This window comes from Pantoea sp. UBA5035 (assembly GCF_002415245.1).
GTDB classification, from domain to species: Bacteria; Pseudomonadota; Gammaproteobacteria; order Enterobacterales; family Enterobacteriaceae; genus Pantoea; species Pantoea septica.
Map to the genome: position 1 here is coordinate 67,165 of NZ_DICD01000012.1, position 14,022 is coordinate 81,186.

The 14,022-nt window shown below is 59.7% G+C and carries 12 protein-coding genes; 4 read left to right on the forward strand and 8 right to left on the reverse strand.

Translation table 11 applies throughout. From position 1 onward, the window contains the following. Positions 1–5: 5 nt before the first annotated feature. The 3 genes from B3229_RS09425 to B3229_RS09435 are packed head-to-tail and all read left to right on the forward strand — an operon-like array spanning position 6 to position 2,271. Complete coding sequence (locus B3229_RS09425; RefSeq protein WP_277268698.1) at positions 6–806, forward strand: hypothetical protein; 801 nt, start codon at positions 6–8, stop codon at positions 804–806. A 36-nt stretch (positions 807–842) separates the two neighbouring features. After that, a complete protein-coding gene (locus B3229_RS09430) occupies positions 843–1,343 on the forward strand; it encodes a YbaK/EbsC family protein (protein ID WP_033755463.1) in 501 nt (166 codons plus the stop codon). Positions 1,344–1,359: 16 nt separating this feature from the next. Beyond that, complete coding sequence (locus tag B3229_RS09435) at positions 1,360–2,271, forward strand: EamA family transporter (RefSeq protein WP_286870441.1); 912 nt, start codon at positions 1,360–1,362, stop codon at positions 2,269–2,271. Positions 2,272–2,338: 67 nt separating this feature from the next. Here the strand turns inward: B3229_RS09435 and ibpA are convergent, their stop codons facing one another. Continuing rightward, on the reverse strand, positions 2,339–2,755 hold the full coding sequence (gene ibpA, locus B3229_RS09440; RefSeq protein ID WP_033755460.1) for a small heat shock chaperone IbpA: 417 nt from the start codon (positions 2,753–2,755) through the stop codon (positions 2,339–2,341). A 286-nt stretch (positions 2,756–3,041) separates the two neighbouring features. Here ibpA and B3229_RS09445 point away from each other — a divergent pair, with 286 nt between their 5' ends. Then, positions 3,042–3,407 carry a YceK/YidQ family lipoprotein gene (locus B3229_RS09445; RefSeq protein WP_048785293.1) on the forward strand — a complete coding sequence of 122 codons (366 nt, stop codon included), beginning with the start codon at positions 3,042–3,044 and terminating at the stop codon, positions 3,405–3,407. Here B3229_RS09445 and B3229_RS09450 read toward each other — a convergent pair. The 7 genes from B3229_RS09450 to dnaA all read right to left on the reverse strand — a co-directional run bounded on the left by B3229_RS09450 (position 3,391) and on the right by dnaA (position 13,651). Beyond that, the gene (locus B3229_RS09450) at positions 3,391–4,644 is read right to left on the reverse strand and encodes a DUF3748 domain-containing protein (RefSeq protein ID WP_286870442.1); all 1,254 of its coding nucleotides are present in this window, start codon (positions 4,642–4,644) and stop codon (positions 3,391–3,393) included. The two genes, B3229_RS09445 and B3229_RS09450, sit on opposite strands and share 17 nt — an antisense overlap. A 47-nt stretch (positions 4,645–4,691) precedes the next feature. Next, positions 4,692–6,008 (reverse strand): MFS transporter, encoded by a 1,317-nt coding sequence (locus B3229_RS09455; protein ID WP_048785297.1) that lies wholly within the window; start codon positions 6,006–6,008, stop codon positions 4,692–4,694. Between the two features lie 309 nt (positions 6,009–6,317). Continuing rightward, positions 6,318–7,127 carry a sugar-phosphatase gene (yidA, locus tag B3229_RS09460; RefSeq protein WP_048785299.1) on the reverse strand — a complete coding sequence of 270 codons (810 nt, stop codon included), beginning with the start codon at positions 7,125–7,127 and terminating at the stop codon, positions 6,318–6,320. A 265-nt stretch (positions 7,128–7,392) separates the two neighbouring features. Beyond that, positions 7,393–9,801 carry a DNA topoisomerase (ATP-hydrolyzing) subunit B gene (gene gyrB / locus B3229_RS09465; RefSeq protein WP_048781263.1) on the reverse strand — a complete coding sequence of 803 codons (2,409 nt, stop codon included), beginning with the start codon at positions 9,799–9,801 and terminating at the stop codon, positions 7,393–7,395. Positions 9,802–9,818: 17 nt separating this feature from the next. Beyond that, entirely contained in the window at positions 9,819–10,904 is a 1,086-nt protein-coding gene (gene recF, locus B3229_RS09470) for a DNA replication/repair protein RecF (protein ID WP_033793063.1), read from the reverse strand. Positions 10,905–11,139: 235 nt separating this feature from the next. Then, positions 11,140–12,240 carry a DNA polymerase III subunit beta gene (gene dnaN / locus B3229_RS09475; protein ID WP_033755447.1) on the reverse strand — a complete coding sequence of 367 codons (1,101 nt, stop codon included), beginning with the start codon at positions 12,238–12,240 and terminating at the stop codon, positions 11,140–11,142. 4 nt (positions 12,241–12,244) lie between these two features. Beyond that, on the reverse strand, positions 12,245–13,651 hold the full coding sequence (gene dnaA / locus B3229_RS09480) for a chromosomal replication initiator protein DnaA (protein ID WP_033755444.1): 1,407 nt from the start codon (positions 13,649–13,651) through the stop codon (positions 12,245–12,247). Positions 13,652–14,022 lie beyond the last annotated feature (371 nt).

Consider the following 14,022-nt stretch of genomic DNA (forward strand, 5'->3'; position numbering starts at 1 on the left):
ACATCATGGCCATTTTTAATCAGATACGCGTGATCAATCCCAACATGTATGTAGAGCGCACCTGGCTGGACGATATCGTCACGGCGCGCGTGCCGCTGCTGGTGCTGCGCAACTTCCTCACCGATGAAGATCGCCAGGAGGTGGTGACCGATTTGCAGCGCTGCCGCGAGCAGATCCGCGTGTCGCACTATCCCAACGGCGCGCTCACCACGCTCGGGCCCTACCTGGCGAAACATACCGCCGCGCCGGAAAACTACTTTACCGAATGGCGCGACATCGCGTCAGCGCTGCCGCCGTCGCTCGCGGCGCTGCGGCTGCAGATCTATGAGTGGGTGCGCCACGCGCTAAAGCTGGAGAGCCTGCAAACCGCCCATGAGCCAGGGCTGGGCGACTACGCCGGTTCGATCGTGCGTTTTCATGCCGACGGCGTCGCCAATCCGCTGCACAACGACAATATCGTCCGCGACGCGGCCGGAACCGGCCTGGCGGTGACGCAGATTTTGCATCAGCTGAGCTGCGTGGTCTGCCTGCAGGAGTGCAACGCGGGCGGCGGGCTACGCATTTTCAACAAAAAATGGTCGCCGGAGGATGAGCGTTTCAAAACGCCAGGCGAGCTTGGCTACCAGAGCGGCGTGGTGATGCAGAGCGAAACCTGCGAGTTCGCGCCGCGCAGCGGCGATATCTACCTGTTTAATCCCGCCTTTTACCACGAGATCGATCGGGTCGAAGGCGATACCCGCATCACGATGGGCTTCTTTTTTGGCCTGACCGACAAAAAAATGAAACACGCGATTGCGTGGAGCTGACGCCCTGCGCGCAGCCTTGTAAGACGAGGAGAAGAGATGACGACATTTGCAAAGATTACCGAACTGCTGGATCGGCACGACGCGGACTATCGCGTGGTAGAGCACGAGGCCATCGGCCAGACCGACGCCATCAGCGCGCTGCGCGGCAATGCGCTTAACCAGGCGGCGAAGGCGATGGTGCTGGAGGTGGCGATGCCGGACGGCGCCGAATCACGCTTTCTGCTGGCGATCGTGCCGGGCGACTGCAAAATCAATTTTAAAAGCGCCGCGCGCGCCATCGGCGGCAAAAAGTCGAGCTTCGCCGCGCCCGAGATGGCGCAGTCGCTGACCGAGTGCGTGATGGGCGCGGTGCCGCCCTTTAGTTTTGATGACCGGCTGGCGCTGCGCGTCGATGCGCGCCTGCGCGACGTCGGCACGCTGTGGTTCAACGCCGGCGCGCTGGAAAAATCGATCGCCCTTAATGCAGAAGACTATCGCCGTATCGTAGGCGAAGCCTGTTATGCCGATATCGCCACGCCCGTGGCGGTAAGCGCCTGACGGCAGAGGAAAGGTTATGTCAGCTAAAGATATGTTGCTGGCGCTCTGCGTCGTGGTGGCGTGGGGCGTTAATTTCGTGGTGATCAAACTCGGCTTGCAGGGCATGCCGCCCTTCTTGCTGGCGGGCCTGCGCTTTTCCCTGGTGGCGTTTCCGGCAATCTTTTTTGTCTCTCGCCCGGCTATTCCGCTGCGCTGGCTGGTGGTCTACGGCATGACCATCAGCTTTGGCCAGTTCGCCTTTCTGTTTCTCGCCATCAAGCTCGGCATGCCCGCCGGGCTCGCCTCGCTGGTGCTGCAGGCGCAGGCGTTTTTCACGCTGCTGCTGGGCGCGCTGCTGCTGGCGGAAAAGCTGCGCTGGAACCATATCGCCGGCGTGCTGATCGCGACGCTGGGGATGTTTATGCTGGCGACGGCGGGCATGGAGGGCCAGTCGGCCGCAGGCATTACGCTGACGACCATGATGCTGACGCTGGCGGCGGCGCTGTCATGGGGACTGGGCAATATCACCAATAAGATCATCCTGCGCAATCGCAAGGTGCCGGTGATGTCGCTGGTGGTCTGGAGCGCGCTGGTGCCAGTGCTGCCCTTCTTCGCCTGCTCCTGGCTGTTCGAAGGAGAAGAGGCGATTGTTTTCAGCCTGACGCACATCTCGCTGCAAACGGTGCTGGCGCTGATCTATCTCGCCTTTATCGCCACCATCGTCGGCTACGCCATCTGGGGCAACCTGCTTAGCCGCTATGAAACCTGGCGCATCGCGCCGCTGTCGCTGCTGGTGCCGGTGATCGGCATTCTCAGCGCCGCGGTAGTGCTTGGGGAGCGCCTCTCGGCGCAGCAGATGCTGGGCGCGGCGGTGATAATCTTCGGCCTGCTGGTGAATGTCTTCGGCGGCCTGGTGAGCCAGCGCCTGGCGATGCGCACGCATCCTTAAAGGTGCGGCGTACGGCTCAGACATAAAAAACGCCGCGAAGGCGGCGTTTTTTTCTCGTTGATTCTGATTAGTTCAGAATTTCAATCCGGCGCGGTTTCGCCTCTTCAGGGACGATGCGTTCCAGATCGATGCTCAACAGGCCATTTTCCAGTCGGGCGTCGCGTACCACAATGTGGTCGGCCAGCTGGAATTTGCGCTCGAAGTTGCGTTCGGCAATCCCCTGGTAGAGATATTTGCGTTCGGTCTGCTCTTCAGGATGCGCGCCACGCACGATCAGGACGTTATCGTGAGCGGTAATATCCAGCTCGTTCTGGGCAAAGCCCGCCACCGCGATGGTGATGCGATAGTGGTTTTCGCTGACCAGTTCGACGTTGTACGGAGGATAGCCGCCGTTGCTCTGGTTCTGGTTGGACTCCAGCAGGTTAAACAGGCGATCGAAACCGATAGCAGAGCGATAAAGTGGAGCAAGATCAAAATTACGCATGGAATGACTCCTGATATTCAGCAAGTTTTGGCAACCTTCCACCATGGACAGGTTGTGCGGCGCCCCGATGTCCCTGTCGGCGACAGCGAGCGCGTCCGTAGCTTAAAAATGGGTATGCCCAGACCGGTTTCAAGAGGCGAAACGCAATTTTTTTCGCCAATCAGCTGAAGTGGCATACACTCAGGGGACCTTTCGTCTGACATAGCGCACCTCGCCGTAGAGTGAGGACGTAAGCGGACAAGCTAACTCAGCCGGGGCGGTCGCCACAGTTGAAGGGATGATGAAGATGAAATTATTGAAGGCATTTCCTCTGGCAGGCGCACTGGCCTGCTGCACCTTTACGCTTGCAGGATGTTCCAGCGTTATGTCGCATACCGGCCCGAATCAGGGCTACTATCCGGGCACGCGCGCCAGCGCCGATATCCTGGTCGACGATAACAGCAGCTGGGCGCTTAAGCCGCTGGCGCTGATCGATCTGCCCTTTTCCGCCGTGCTGGATACGCTGCTGCTGCCGTGGGACTACGCGCGCAGCGACGACGACAAATCGATCGACTCCCCGCGTGAGCGTATTCTTCAGAGCGAAAAGCTGAACCACACGCAGGAGAATCTGGCGCAGGCCGCGCCTTTTCCTGCGGCTACGCCGACACAGTAAAGAGCTGTCGCCAGCCGTCGACCTCACGCATAAAGGCGATCAGCCGCCCGTCCGGCGACCAGACGACCGCGTCGCCGCTCGGCGGCTGTTCGCTGCGTTCGGTGAGCGGCTGACAGACGCCGTTTTCGATATCGCAGCGCATCACCTGATTGTCACTGATAAAGGCGACGGCCGCGCCCTGCGGGTGCCAGCTAAACGCCGACTGCACCGAATGCGCCAGCCGCGTCACCTGACGCGGTGCGCCGCCGTTGGGCGACACCGTCCAGAGCTGCACCACATCCTGCTCGTCCGCCATTAAAAAGGCGATGGCGCTGCCGTCTGGCGCGCTGCGCAGCCAGTGGCGCGGCTGCTGGGCAAGCCCGCGCGTCGTAAAGGTCAGCCGGCGCTGTCGCACGCCGGCAGGCGGCGCAGGCAGACTGCTCTCCGTTCCCTCCAGCGGTTCGTCGCCCGGCATGGCGTACGCCTCCAGCGCCTCCGGCAGATCGACAATAAAAACTTCCGGCTGTTTTTCGCCAGCGGCGGAGATCGTATCGCCGATAAAGGCGACAGCCCAGCGCTGCCAGCTGCCGTCTGGCCTCTGGTAGCCGCGCGCGCCGATCCAGCCCTCTTCATAGGCGCGGTTAATCTCGTCGCTGTCCGGGCGTGGCGCCGCAGTGGTACGGCTGACCAGTACGCAGAAGTGGCTGCCGCTGTATTCGCGCGGATGCTGTTTGATCGGCGCGACTGCGCGCAGCGGCAGCGCGATGCCGACGTTACGCAGATCCTCTTTCGGGTCTCTCTCGTGCATCACATGATCGTTATAGGTGAAGCTGACGCGCGTGCCGTCCGGGCTGTAGAGATGCACATGCGAGCCGCCGCGCAGCGCGCCGGGCGTAAAGGGCGGCGTGATGTCGCAGGCGTCGAGGTTTTCCGCGCGGCCGTTTTGCACGATGACGCCGCGCCGGTGATGAAAATCGTAGTGCCAGCTCTCGTCAGGCTGTTCCGGGCCGTGAATGCAGAGATAGCGCGGCGGCAGATCCGGACTGACGGTGACGACCCCCACGTGCGCGCCGTCGGTCGCGCGATAGAGCACCTCGACCTCGCCGGTCTGCACATTGACGCGCTCAATGGTGTCGCTGGTAAAAGAGGCGCCCGATGGACGCACGTCAAAGGCCAGCCACAGACTGTCGGCGGTCCAGACGTTGCTGTTGGTCAGCTGGTGATGTCGCGGGCTAAAGGTGATCTGTTTTTCGCGCATAGGGCAACCTGACTAAAAATGTTGCCCCACACGCTACGCCAAAAGCGTTAAAGATGCAGCTCTGATTTCGGCTGCGGTGCGGCAACGCCCTCGATCGCCCGTTTACGCCCAACCAACAGCCCAAGCACGCCGCCGAGGATGAGCGCGCCTGCCACAATCAGCAGGCCGTCGTTATAGCTGTTGGTGGCATCTTTGATGCGCCCCATGACCGGCGGAAAAGCCAGCCCGGCGATATTCGCCACCGCATTGATCAGCGCTACCGACGCGGCGCCCGCCACGCCAGAGACCGTTTCGGTGGTCACCGCCCAGAATACCGGCGTGATGGCCCAGTTCAGGCCGACCATCAGCACCAGCAGCAGATACGCCATCCACTGTTGCGGCGCCGCCAGCGCCGCCAGCAGCAGCAGGCCCGCCGCCATCAGCGGCAAGCCGAGATGGCGCGCCCGCTCGCCGGTGCGATCGGAGTGGCGGCCGTTAAGGTACATAAAAATGCAGGCGAAGAGAAAAGGCACCGCCGACAGCAGACTAACCGTCAGGTTGCTGCGCTCCGCCGCGACCGCTTTAACGATCATCGGCAGAAAAAGCGTAATGCCGATGGTGCCGAAAGCCTGCAGCAGCCACAGCAGGCTGAGCGTCCAGACGCGCCGGCTTGTTAGCGCCACGCGCCAGTTATGATCGCGTATCGCCGAGTGCTGTTCGTCGCGCGCCAGCGTCTGTTGCAGGTAGCTGCGCTGTTCCGCCGTGAGCCAGCGCGCGTTGGCGGGCGCATCGTCGAGATAGAACCAGGTGACGACGCCCAGCACGAACGCCGGGATGCCTTCCAGCAGGAAGAGCCAGCGCCAGCCTTCGACGCCCAGCATGCCGTGCAGATTTAGCAGGCTGCCGGAGAGCGGCAGACCAATCACCGACGCCAGCGCCGCGCCGATATAAAACAGCGACATGGCGCGCGCGCGGTCGCTGCGCGGATACCAGCAGCTCAGATAAAAGATGATGCCGGGCGTAAAGCCCGCCTCCGCTGCGCCGAGCAAAAAGCGCATCACGTAGAGCTGCGTCGGCGTCTGCACCAGGCTCATGCCCGCGGCGATAATGCCCCAGCTCACCATGATGCGCGCGATCCAGCGCCGCGCGCCGACGCGCGTCAACAACACGTTGCTCGGCACTTCGAAGATGATGTAGGTGACATAGAAAATACCGGCGGCGATGCCGTACATTTCGGCGGTCATCGCCAGATCGGCGTTCATTTGCAGCGCGGCGACCGAGATATTGGCGCGGTCGATATAGGCAATGAGATAAAGCACCATGATAAAAGGCATGATGCGCAGGTTCATTTTCTTAATGGTGCTGAGGTGAAGAGAGTTGTTCATCGCAAGGTCCTCAGTTCGGATAGCGTAGCAGCAATTAACAATTTGATTTTAAACTGTTAAATTGTCATGCCGCAGCCTGTGGCGACAGGGAATCGCCTTTACAGCTGCGTTCGATCATCAGCGCTGCGACGCTGCGCGACCGACCTTTACTAGCGAATTGATTTCAGCTGATAAGAGTGAGGCTGATTGTAGTACCCAAAAAGAAAGTTGTACTACAATGGAGATCACAAAACAGACAATGCGAGCCAGCTGACCCGCCTTGAAAGTGAAAAGTGCGACGCAGGACGGCGGAATGCCGTCCGTGAAGGATTAAAGCACCAGCTCTTCGATAGCGTGCGCGACGCCATCTTCCATGTTGGTTTTGGTGACAAACTGCGCGATCTGCTTAACAGAGTCGATCGCGTTACCCATCGCGACGCCCGTGCCGGCGTACTCGATCATCGCCAGGTCGTTCTCCTGATCGCCAATCGCCATCACTTCGTCACGCGCCAGGCCCAGCTTCTCCGCCAGCATTTTAACGCCCTGGCCTTTATTGACGCGGCGATCGAGGATCTCCAGGTAATAAGGCGCGCTCTTGAGAATGGTGTAGTTCTGCTGCGCTCTGGCGGGCAGACGCTGAATAGCACTATCCAGCAGATCGGGTTTGTCGATCATCATCAGCTTGGGAAAACGCGTGGCGCGGTCCATCTCTTCCACAGCGCGATAGCGCACCGGAATGCCGGTCAGGCTCGCCTCATGAATGGTGTATTCGCTGAGATCTTTGTTCGGCGTATAGAGCGAGGATTTGTCGAACGCCTGGAAATGCACGCCCAGCTCGCGCGACAGTTGTTCAATATAGAGATAGTCGTCAAAACCCAGCGTGATTTCCGCCACGCACTCGCCATCTTTCGCCTGCTGCACCAGCGCGCCGTTGTAGCTGATGCAGTACTGACCGTCGTCGACCAGGCCGAGCTCCATCAGGTAGCGCTGGATCCCTACGTATGGACGACCGGTCGCCAGCACCACGGCAACGCCTTTTTTATGCGCGCGATCGATAGCCGATTTAACGCCAGCGGTAATCTCGTGCTGCGGGTTAAGCAGCGTGCCGTCCATATCAATTGCAACCAGTTTAATCGCCATAGCTTCCTCGTTGAGACAGGGTTTGGCTTAAATGCTAGCGCGATTCAGCTCACTATGACCAGTTTCGCGGCATTTCAGGCATAAAAAAACCCTTCCGGATGGGAAGGGTTTCCAGGCCATGGGCCACTCAAAACGCGAGTGGCATGGACAGAGGAGCAAAGCGTCCCGCGACAAGGATGTCGCGGGCCGAGCGAGCAAGGATGCCTTGAGCGACTTTGCGATCGGTCCAGGCCACCCGCGCCTGCACCTTGTCTTGAAGCAGCGCTTAAATATCGATATTCGCCGCTTTCAGGGCGTTCTCTTCGATAAAGGCGCGGCGCGGTTCAACCGCATCGCCCATCAGCGTGGTGAAGAGCTGATCGGCGGCGATGGCGTCCTTGATGGTGACGCGCAGCATGCGACGGCTGTCCGGATCCATCGTGGTTTCCCACAGCTGCTCGGCGTTCATCTCGCCCAGACCTTTATAACGCTGTACCGACAGACCGCGACGCGACTCTTTCACCAGCCATTCGATGGCCTGCTCAAAGCTGGCGACCGGCTGACGGCGCTCGCCGCGCTCGATGTAGGCGTCTTCCTCAATCAGGCCGCGCAGCTTCTCGCCCAGCGCGTTGATTTTACGGTACTCCGGTCCCTGAATGAACTCGGCGTCCAGCGTATAATCGGTGTCGACGCCGTGCGTGCGCACGCGCAGAACCGGTTCGAAGATGTTCTGCTCGCGGTTTTCGCGTACCTGAGCGACATAGCTGCTGCCGTGCGTTTCGCGCTCGGCCAGGAAAGCCACCAGCGCGTCCAGCCAGGCCTGAACCTCAGCTTCATTGGTCAGATCGCTCAGCGTTGGGTGATAAACCAGCGCGCGCAGCAGCGCAACCGGATAGCGGCGCTCCATACGCTTGATCATCTTCTGCGTGCTGTTGAACTCCGCGACCAGATTCTCCAGCGGCTCGCCGCCCAGCGCCGGCGCGCTGGCGTTGGTGTGCAGCGTCGCGCCGTCAAGGGCGATGGCGATCTGATACTGATCCATCGCCTCATCGTCTTTGATGTACTGCTCCTGCTTGCCTTTCTTCACCTTGTAGAGCGGCGGCTGCGCGATATAGACGTGGCCGCGCTCGATGATTTCCGGCATCTGACGATAGAAGAAGGTCAACAGCAGCGTACGGATGTGCGAGCCGTCGACGTCAGCATCGGTCATAATGATGATGCTGTGATAGCGCAGCTTGTCCGGGTTGTATTCGTCGCGGCCGATACCGCAGCCCAGCGCGGTGATCAGCGTCGCCACTTCCTGCGAAGAGAGCATCTTGTCGAAGCGCGCTTTCTCTACGTTAAGGATTTTACCCTTCAGCGGCAGAATCGCCTGGTTCTTACGGTTACGGCCCTGTTTGGCCGAGCCGCCTGCGGAGTCACCCTCCACCAGGTAGATTTCAGAGAGCGCCGGATCGCGCTCCTGGCAATCCGCCAGCTTGCCCGGCAGACCCGCCAGATCGAGCGCACCTTTACGGCGCGTCATTTCGCGAGCGCGACGGGCCGCTTCACGGGCGCGGGCGGCGTCAATGATCTTGCCGACGACAATTTTGGCGTCGCTCGGGTTTTCCAGCAGGTATTCGCTCAGCAGTTCGTTCATCTGCTGTTCCACCGCCGATTTCACTTCGGACGAGACCAGTTTGTCTTTGGTCTGCGAAGAGAACTTCGGATCCGGCACTTTAACCGACACTACCGCGACCAAACCTTCACGGGCATCGTCGCCGGTGGCGCTGACTTTCGCTTTCTTGCTGTAGCCTTCTTTGTCCATATAGGCGTTCAGGGTACGCGTCATCGCCGCGCGGAAGCCCGCCAGGTGCGTACCGCCGTCGCGCTGCGGAATGTTGTTGGTGAAGCAGTAGATGTTCTCCTGGAAGCCGTCATTCCACTGCAGCGCCACTTCCACGCCAATGCCGTCTTTCTCGGTGGAGAAATAGAACACATTCGGATGAATAGGGGTTTTGTTCTTATTCAGGTACTCGACGAACGCCTTGATGCCGCCATCGTAATGGAAGTGATCGTTTTTGCCGTCACGCTTGTCTTCCAGACGAATCGATACGCCGGAGTTCAGGAACGAGAGTTCGCGCAGGCGCTTCGCCAGGATGTCATATTCGAACTCGACAACGTTGGTGAAGGTTTCATGGCTCGGCCAGAAACGCACGCGGGTGCCGGTCAGATCGGTTTCGCCGGTGACGTTCAGCGGCGCCTGCGGCACGCCGTGCACGTAAGTTTGCTGGTGCACTTTGCCTTCGCGACGAATGGTCAGCTCCAGCTTTTGCGACAGAGCGTTAACAACCGAGACGCCCACGCCGTGCAGACCGCCCGATACTTTATAGGAGTTGTCGTCGAACTTACCGCCTGCGTGCAGCACGGTCATGATCACTTCCGCAGCGGAAACGCCCTCTTCTTCGTGAATGCCGGTGGGAATGCCACGGCCATCATCCTGAACGGAAACGGAATTATCGGCGTGAATGGTCACGACGATATCACTACAGTGACCGGCGAGCGCTTCGTCGATTGCGTTATCCACGACCTCGAATACCATGTGGTGCAGACCGGTGCCGTCATCCGTATCGCCGATATACATACCCGGACGTTTGCGTACCGCATCCAGCCCTTTCAGAACTTTGATACTTGAGGAGTCATAAGAATTCGACATCAACGTTTCTCGCTCATTTAATCTTCAGGTTGAACCGCTATTTTACCCTGTTCCACGCGGAACATCTTGCCCTTTTCGTCACTCATATCGATGACATGATCGGTGGCGATAGCGCTGACAAACACCTGAGCCTGCGTGGCTTTCAGTCGTTGCGCCAGCAGGCGCCGACGGCTGTCGTCCAGCTCGGAGGCGAAGTCATCAATCAGGTAAAGACAGCGGCGTCCGCTCTGGCGCGTCAGGAACTCGCCCTGCGCCAGACGCAATGCACACATCAATAGTTTTAACTGGCCGCGCGACAGCAGATCTTCGACCGGCGTGCCGTCGGCGCGAATGCGGAAATCCGCTTTATGCGGGCCGCTGGCGGTGTAGGTCAGCGCGCGATCGCGCTCGAAATTGCGCTCCAGCAGATCGCCGTAGGCGCTCTCTTTGTCCCAGCCGCGCTGGAAAGAGAAATTCAGCGCGAACTCCGGCAAAAACTGCCCGCAGGTGGCGACGATCTCCGCCGAAATGGCTTCGCTGTATTCCGCGCGCCACTGGCTGATCTGTTCCGCCAGCGGCACCAGCTCCTGGTCCCAGGCACGGATTTGGCTATAGCGCGTGACCTGGCGCAGCGCGGCGTTGCGCTGCTTCAGCAGGCGACGCAAATTGCTCCAGGCGTTGAAGAAACCGGGCGTGTTGTGAAAACAGCCCCAATCGACATAGGCTCTACGGTATTTGGGGCCGCCGTTGAGCAAAGTAAACCCCTCGGGGGTAATTAACTGCATCGGCAGCAGCTGCGCCAGCTCGGCGACTTTATGACCGTCGCTGCCGTCGATACGCACCTTGCTGTCGCCCGCGCGGTTTTTGGTCAGGCCGACCGAAATCTCCCGCTCGCTGCCCTCAATGCGGCCGTGCAGCACAAAGGCGGCTTCGTCGTGGCGGATCACGCGCCCCGCCTGCAGGCTGCGAAACGCGCGGCCATGGCCAAGCGTGTAGATCGCCTCCAGCACGCTGGTTTTGCCGCTGCCGTTCGCGCCGACCAGGAAGTTAAACCCCGGCGCCAGAGCCAGATCGGCCTGCTCGATATTACGAAAGTCTTTGATAAGGAGGCGGGTTAAAGCCATGAATCAGTCCAGCGTGAAGGGCACAAAGAGGTATCGCCTTTGAGCGGCCTGTGGCCAACGGCGAAGCCCGATAACGGCCTCACCACTACCAGGCCGATTCTACCTCACCAGGCCGTCGGCGTCGCAGCCAGTCTGGTTGCGGCCAGCGCGCAGGCCCTGGGAGCATACTGACGTATGTGACCAGGGACGAGCACTGCCCGCGACCAGAATGGCAAGTAAGCCAGGCCGATATATTCTACAAGCGCATGGGCATCACGACGTAGGCGGCTGCCGGGCTGGCGAGATCTTCTATCTGCACGCTCGACACCGAATCGGTCAGCAGCAGACGCACATTCTCGCACTTCAGCGCGTTTAGCACGTCCAGCACGTAGCTGACGTTAAAGCCGATCTCCAGCTCGCTGCCGCCATAGGTCACGTCCAGCATCTCTTCCGCTTCTTCCTGTTCAGGGTTGTTAGCGGTGATCTTCAGCTGATTCTCGGTGATATAGAGGCGTACGCCGCGGAATTTCTCATTCGAGAGAATCGCCGCGCGCGCGAAGGCCTGCTTGAGGATATCGCAGCCCGCTTCCAGCGATTTGTCCGGATTTTTCGGCAGGACGCGGCGATAGTCGGGGAAGCGACCGTCCACCAGCTTCGACGTAAAGATAAAGTCGCCAACGTGCGCGCGGATATTGCTGCTGCCGATCTGCAGCTGCAGCGGCGTTTCGCCGCCGTCCAGCAGACGCACCAGCTCAATGACTCCTTTACGCGGCACGATCACCGAATGGTTCGGCAGCGCCTGACCAATCGGCATCGAGCAGACCGCCAGACGGTGGCCGTCGGTGGCGACGGTACGCAGCTCTTCGCCTTCGGTCTCAAACAGCATGCCGTTGAGGTAGTAGCGCACGTCCTGATGGGCCATGGAGAACTGCGTCGCCTCGATCAGACGCTTCAGCGTCGCCTGCGGCAGCGTAAACTCTACTTCGCTCTGCCAGTCGTCCAGATTAGGAAAGTCGCTGGCCGGCAGGGTCGAGAGCGAAAAGCGGCTGCGCCCGGAGCGAACCAGCATGCGTTCGCCTTCCAGCGTAACGTTAATCTCCGCGCCCTCGGGCAGTCCGCGACAGATGTCGAGGAATTTACGCGCCGGGACAGTGGTGGCGCCCGGCTCGTGCGGCTGGGTCAGCGCCACGCGCGCCACCATCTCCATTTCCAGATCGGTGCCGGTCAGCAACAGCGTGCCGTCGTTGACCTGCATCAGCAGATTTCCCAGGATCGGCAGCGTCGGGCGCCCGCCTAACGGGCCGCTGACTTGCTGCAGCGGCTTTAGCAACTGCTCACGTTCAACAATAAATTTCATAGCGTCAGGAGGATAAAGTTCGGATGAGATTAGAGAAATCTTCTTTTATGTCGTGGCTCTCTTCGCGCAGCTGCTCGATTTTACGGCAGGCGTGAAGCACCGTGGTATGGTCGCGGCCGCCGAACGCGTCGCCGATCTCCGGCAGACTGTGGTTCGTCAGCTCTTTCGCCATCGCCATCGCCATCTGGCGTGGGCGCGCGACCGAGCGCGAACGGCGCTTGGACAGCAGATCCGCGACCTTAATTTTGTAATACTCGGCCACCGTCTTCTGGATATTGTCGATGGTGACCAGCTTTTCCTGCAGCGCCAGCAGATCGCGCAGCGCTTCGCGCACAAAATCAATAGTGATGGCGCGGCCGGTAAAGTTGGCGTTGGCGATCACGCGGTTCAGCGCCCCTTCCAGCTCACGAACGTTGGAGCGCAGACGTTTGGCGATAAAAAAGGCGACCTCGCCCGGCAGACGAATATCGTTCTCATCCGCTTTTTTCATCAGAATCGCCACGCGCGTTTCCAGCTCTGGCGGCTCGATGGCGACCGTCAGGCCCCAGCCGAAGCGCGACTTCAACCGATCTTCCACGCCGTTGATCTCTTTAGGATAACGGTCTGAGGTCAAAATGATCTGCTGATTGCCTTCCAGCAGCGCGTTGAAGGTGTGGAAAAACTCCTCCTGCGAGCGCTCTTTATTGGCGAAGAACTGAATGTCATCGATAAGCAGCGCGTCGACGGAGCGGTAGTAGCGCTTGAACTCTTCAATAGCGTTGTTTTGCAGCGCCTTCACCATATCCTGCACAAAGCGCTCGGAGTGCATATAGACCACTTTGGCATTTGGCTTGCGCGCGATGATGCCGTTGCCGACCGCGTGCAGCAGGTGGGTTTTGCCCAGGCCGGTGCCGCCATAAAGAAAGAGCGGGTTATAGGCGCCGCCGGGATTGTCCGCCACCTGACGCGCCGCCGCGCGCGCCAGCTGGTTGGATTTACCCTCAACGAAGTTATCGAAGTTGTGGCGGTTATTCACATTCGAGCGGTAGGTCACATCGGCCGGCGCCGGAACGTTGTCCCAGCTTGGGCGCAGGATCTGCGCGGGCGCGGGACGGCTCTCGACCGGGGCGGGCGCGCTGACGCTCGCCATCGCCGGCTGGCTCATCGCCGCAGGCTGCTGCTGTACGGAACGCGTCCCGACTTCGAAACGCAGCAAAGGCACGTCTACGCCGCAGAATTCGTTCAGCAGCCCATTGATGTTATTGATGTATTTATCTCGTACCCAGTCGAGCACAAACCGATTTGGTGCATACAAGGCCAGCGTATTGTCGTTTAACTCCGCCTGCAGCGGTCGAATCCACATGCTGAATTCGGTGGCAGGAAGCTCATCCTGCAAACGGGCAAGACACTGTTGCCAGAGCGTAAGTGACACGGCGGACTCCACTTGTACAAAATCGATAAGAAATAGTAGGCGCTAATAAAGAAACGTTCATTTTTGACACAGACGGTAGAAAGCGCCTGCGACCGCTATCAGCGGTTTCCGTCCCTGGGATCGCGACCGGATCGTCAGCGGAAGGGCGGATCATAGCGCAAAGCGAGGCAGAGATCTTCACTTTCTACACAGTTTTGATCCTTTTTATCCACAGGCCGTGGACAGGTAAAACAGTTTACGCCTGCTGGTGAAAAAAGCTGCGGGGATCGTCAGAAAATAGGGCTTTTTCAGGCGGCCTCTCGTTTTTGCGGTAATTTTCAGCGGCCCGATCGTAAGAAGATCCCGCGGGATCCTTGCGCTTTAAAGCGGAG

Excerpts from the sequence above, each read along its gene's own strand:
- B3229_RS09455 (WP_048785297.1), bottom strand. The coding sequence starts at position 6,008 with ATGAACAACTCTCTTCACCTCAGCACCATTAAGAAAATGAACCTGCGC.
- recF (WP_033793063.1), bottom strand. The coding sequence starts at position 10,904 with ATGGCTTTAACCCGCCTCCTTATCAAAGACTTTCGTAATATCGAGCAG.
- B3229_RS09435 (WP_286870441.1), top strand. The coding sequence starts at position 1,360 with ATGTCAGCTAAAGATATGTTGCTGGCGCTCTGCGTCGTGGTGGCGTGG.
- B3229_RS09445 (WP_048785293.1), top strand. The coding sequence starts at position 3,042 with ATGAAATTATTGAAGGCATTTCCTCTGGCAGGCGCACTGGCCTGCTGC.
- dnaN (WP_033755447.1), bottom strand. The coding sequence starts at position 12,240 with ATGAAATTTATTGTTGAACGTGAGCAGTTGCTAAAGCCGCTGCAGCAA.
- B3229_RS09430 (WP_033755463.1), top strand. The coding sequence starts at position 843 with ATGACGACATTTGCAAAGATTACCGAACTGCTGGATCGGCACGACGCG.
- B3229_RS09425 (WP_277268698.1), top strand. The coding sequence starts at position 6 with ATGGCCATTTTTAATCAGATACGCGTGATCAATCCCAACATGTATGTA.
- yidA (WP_048785299.1), bottom strand. The coding sequence starts at position 7,127 with ATGGCGATTAAACTGGTTGCAATTGATATGGACGGCACGCTGCTTAAC.
- gyrB (WP_048781263.1), bottom strand. The coding sequence starts at position 9,801 with ATGTCGAATTCTTATGACTCCTCAAGTATCAAAGTTCTGAAAGGGCTG.
- ibpA (WP_033755460.1), bottom strand. The coding sequence starts at position 2,755 with ATGCGTAATTTTGATCTTGCTCCACTTTATCGCTCTGCTATCGGTTTC.
- B3229_RS09450 (WP_286870442.1), bottom strand. The coding sequence starts at position 4,644 with ATGCGCGAAAAACAGATCACCTTTAGCCCGCGACATCACCAGCTGACC.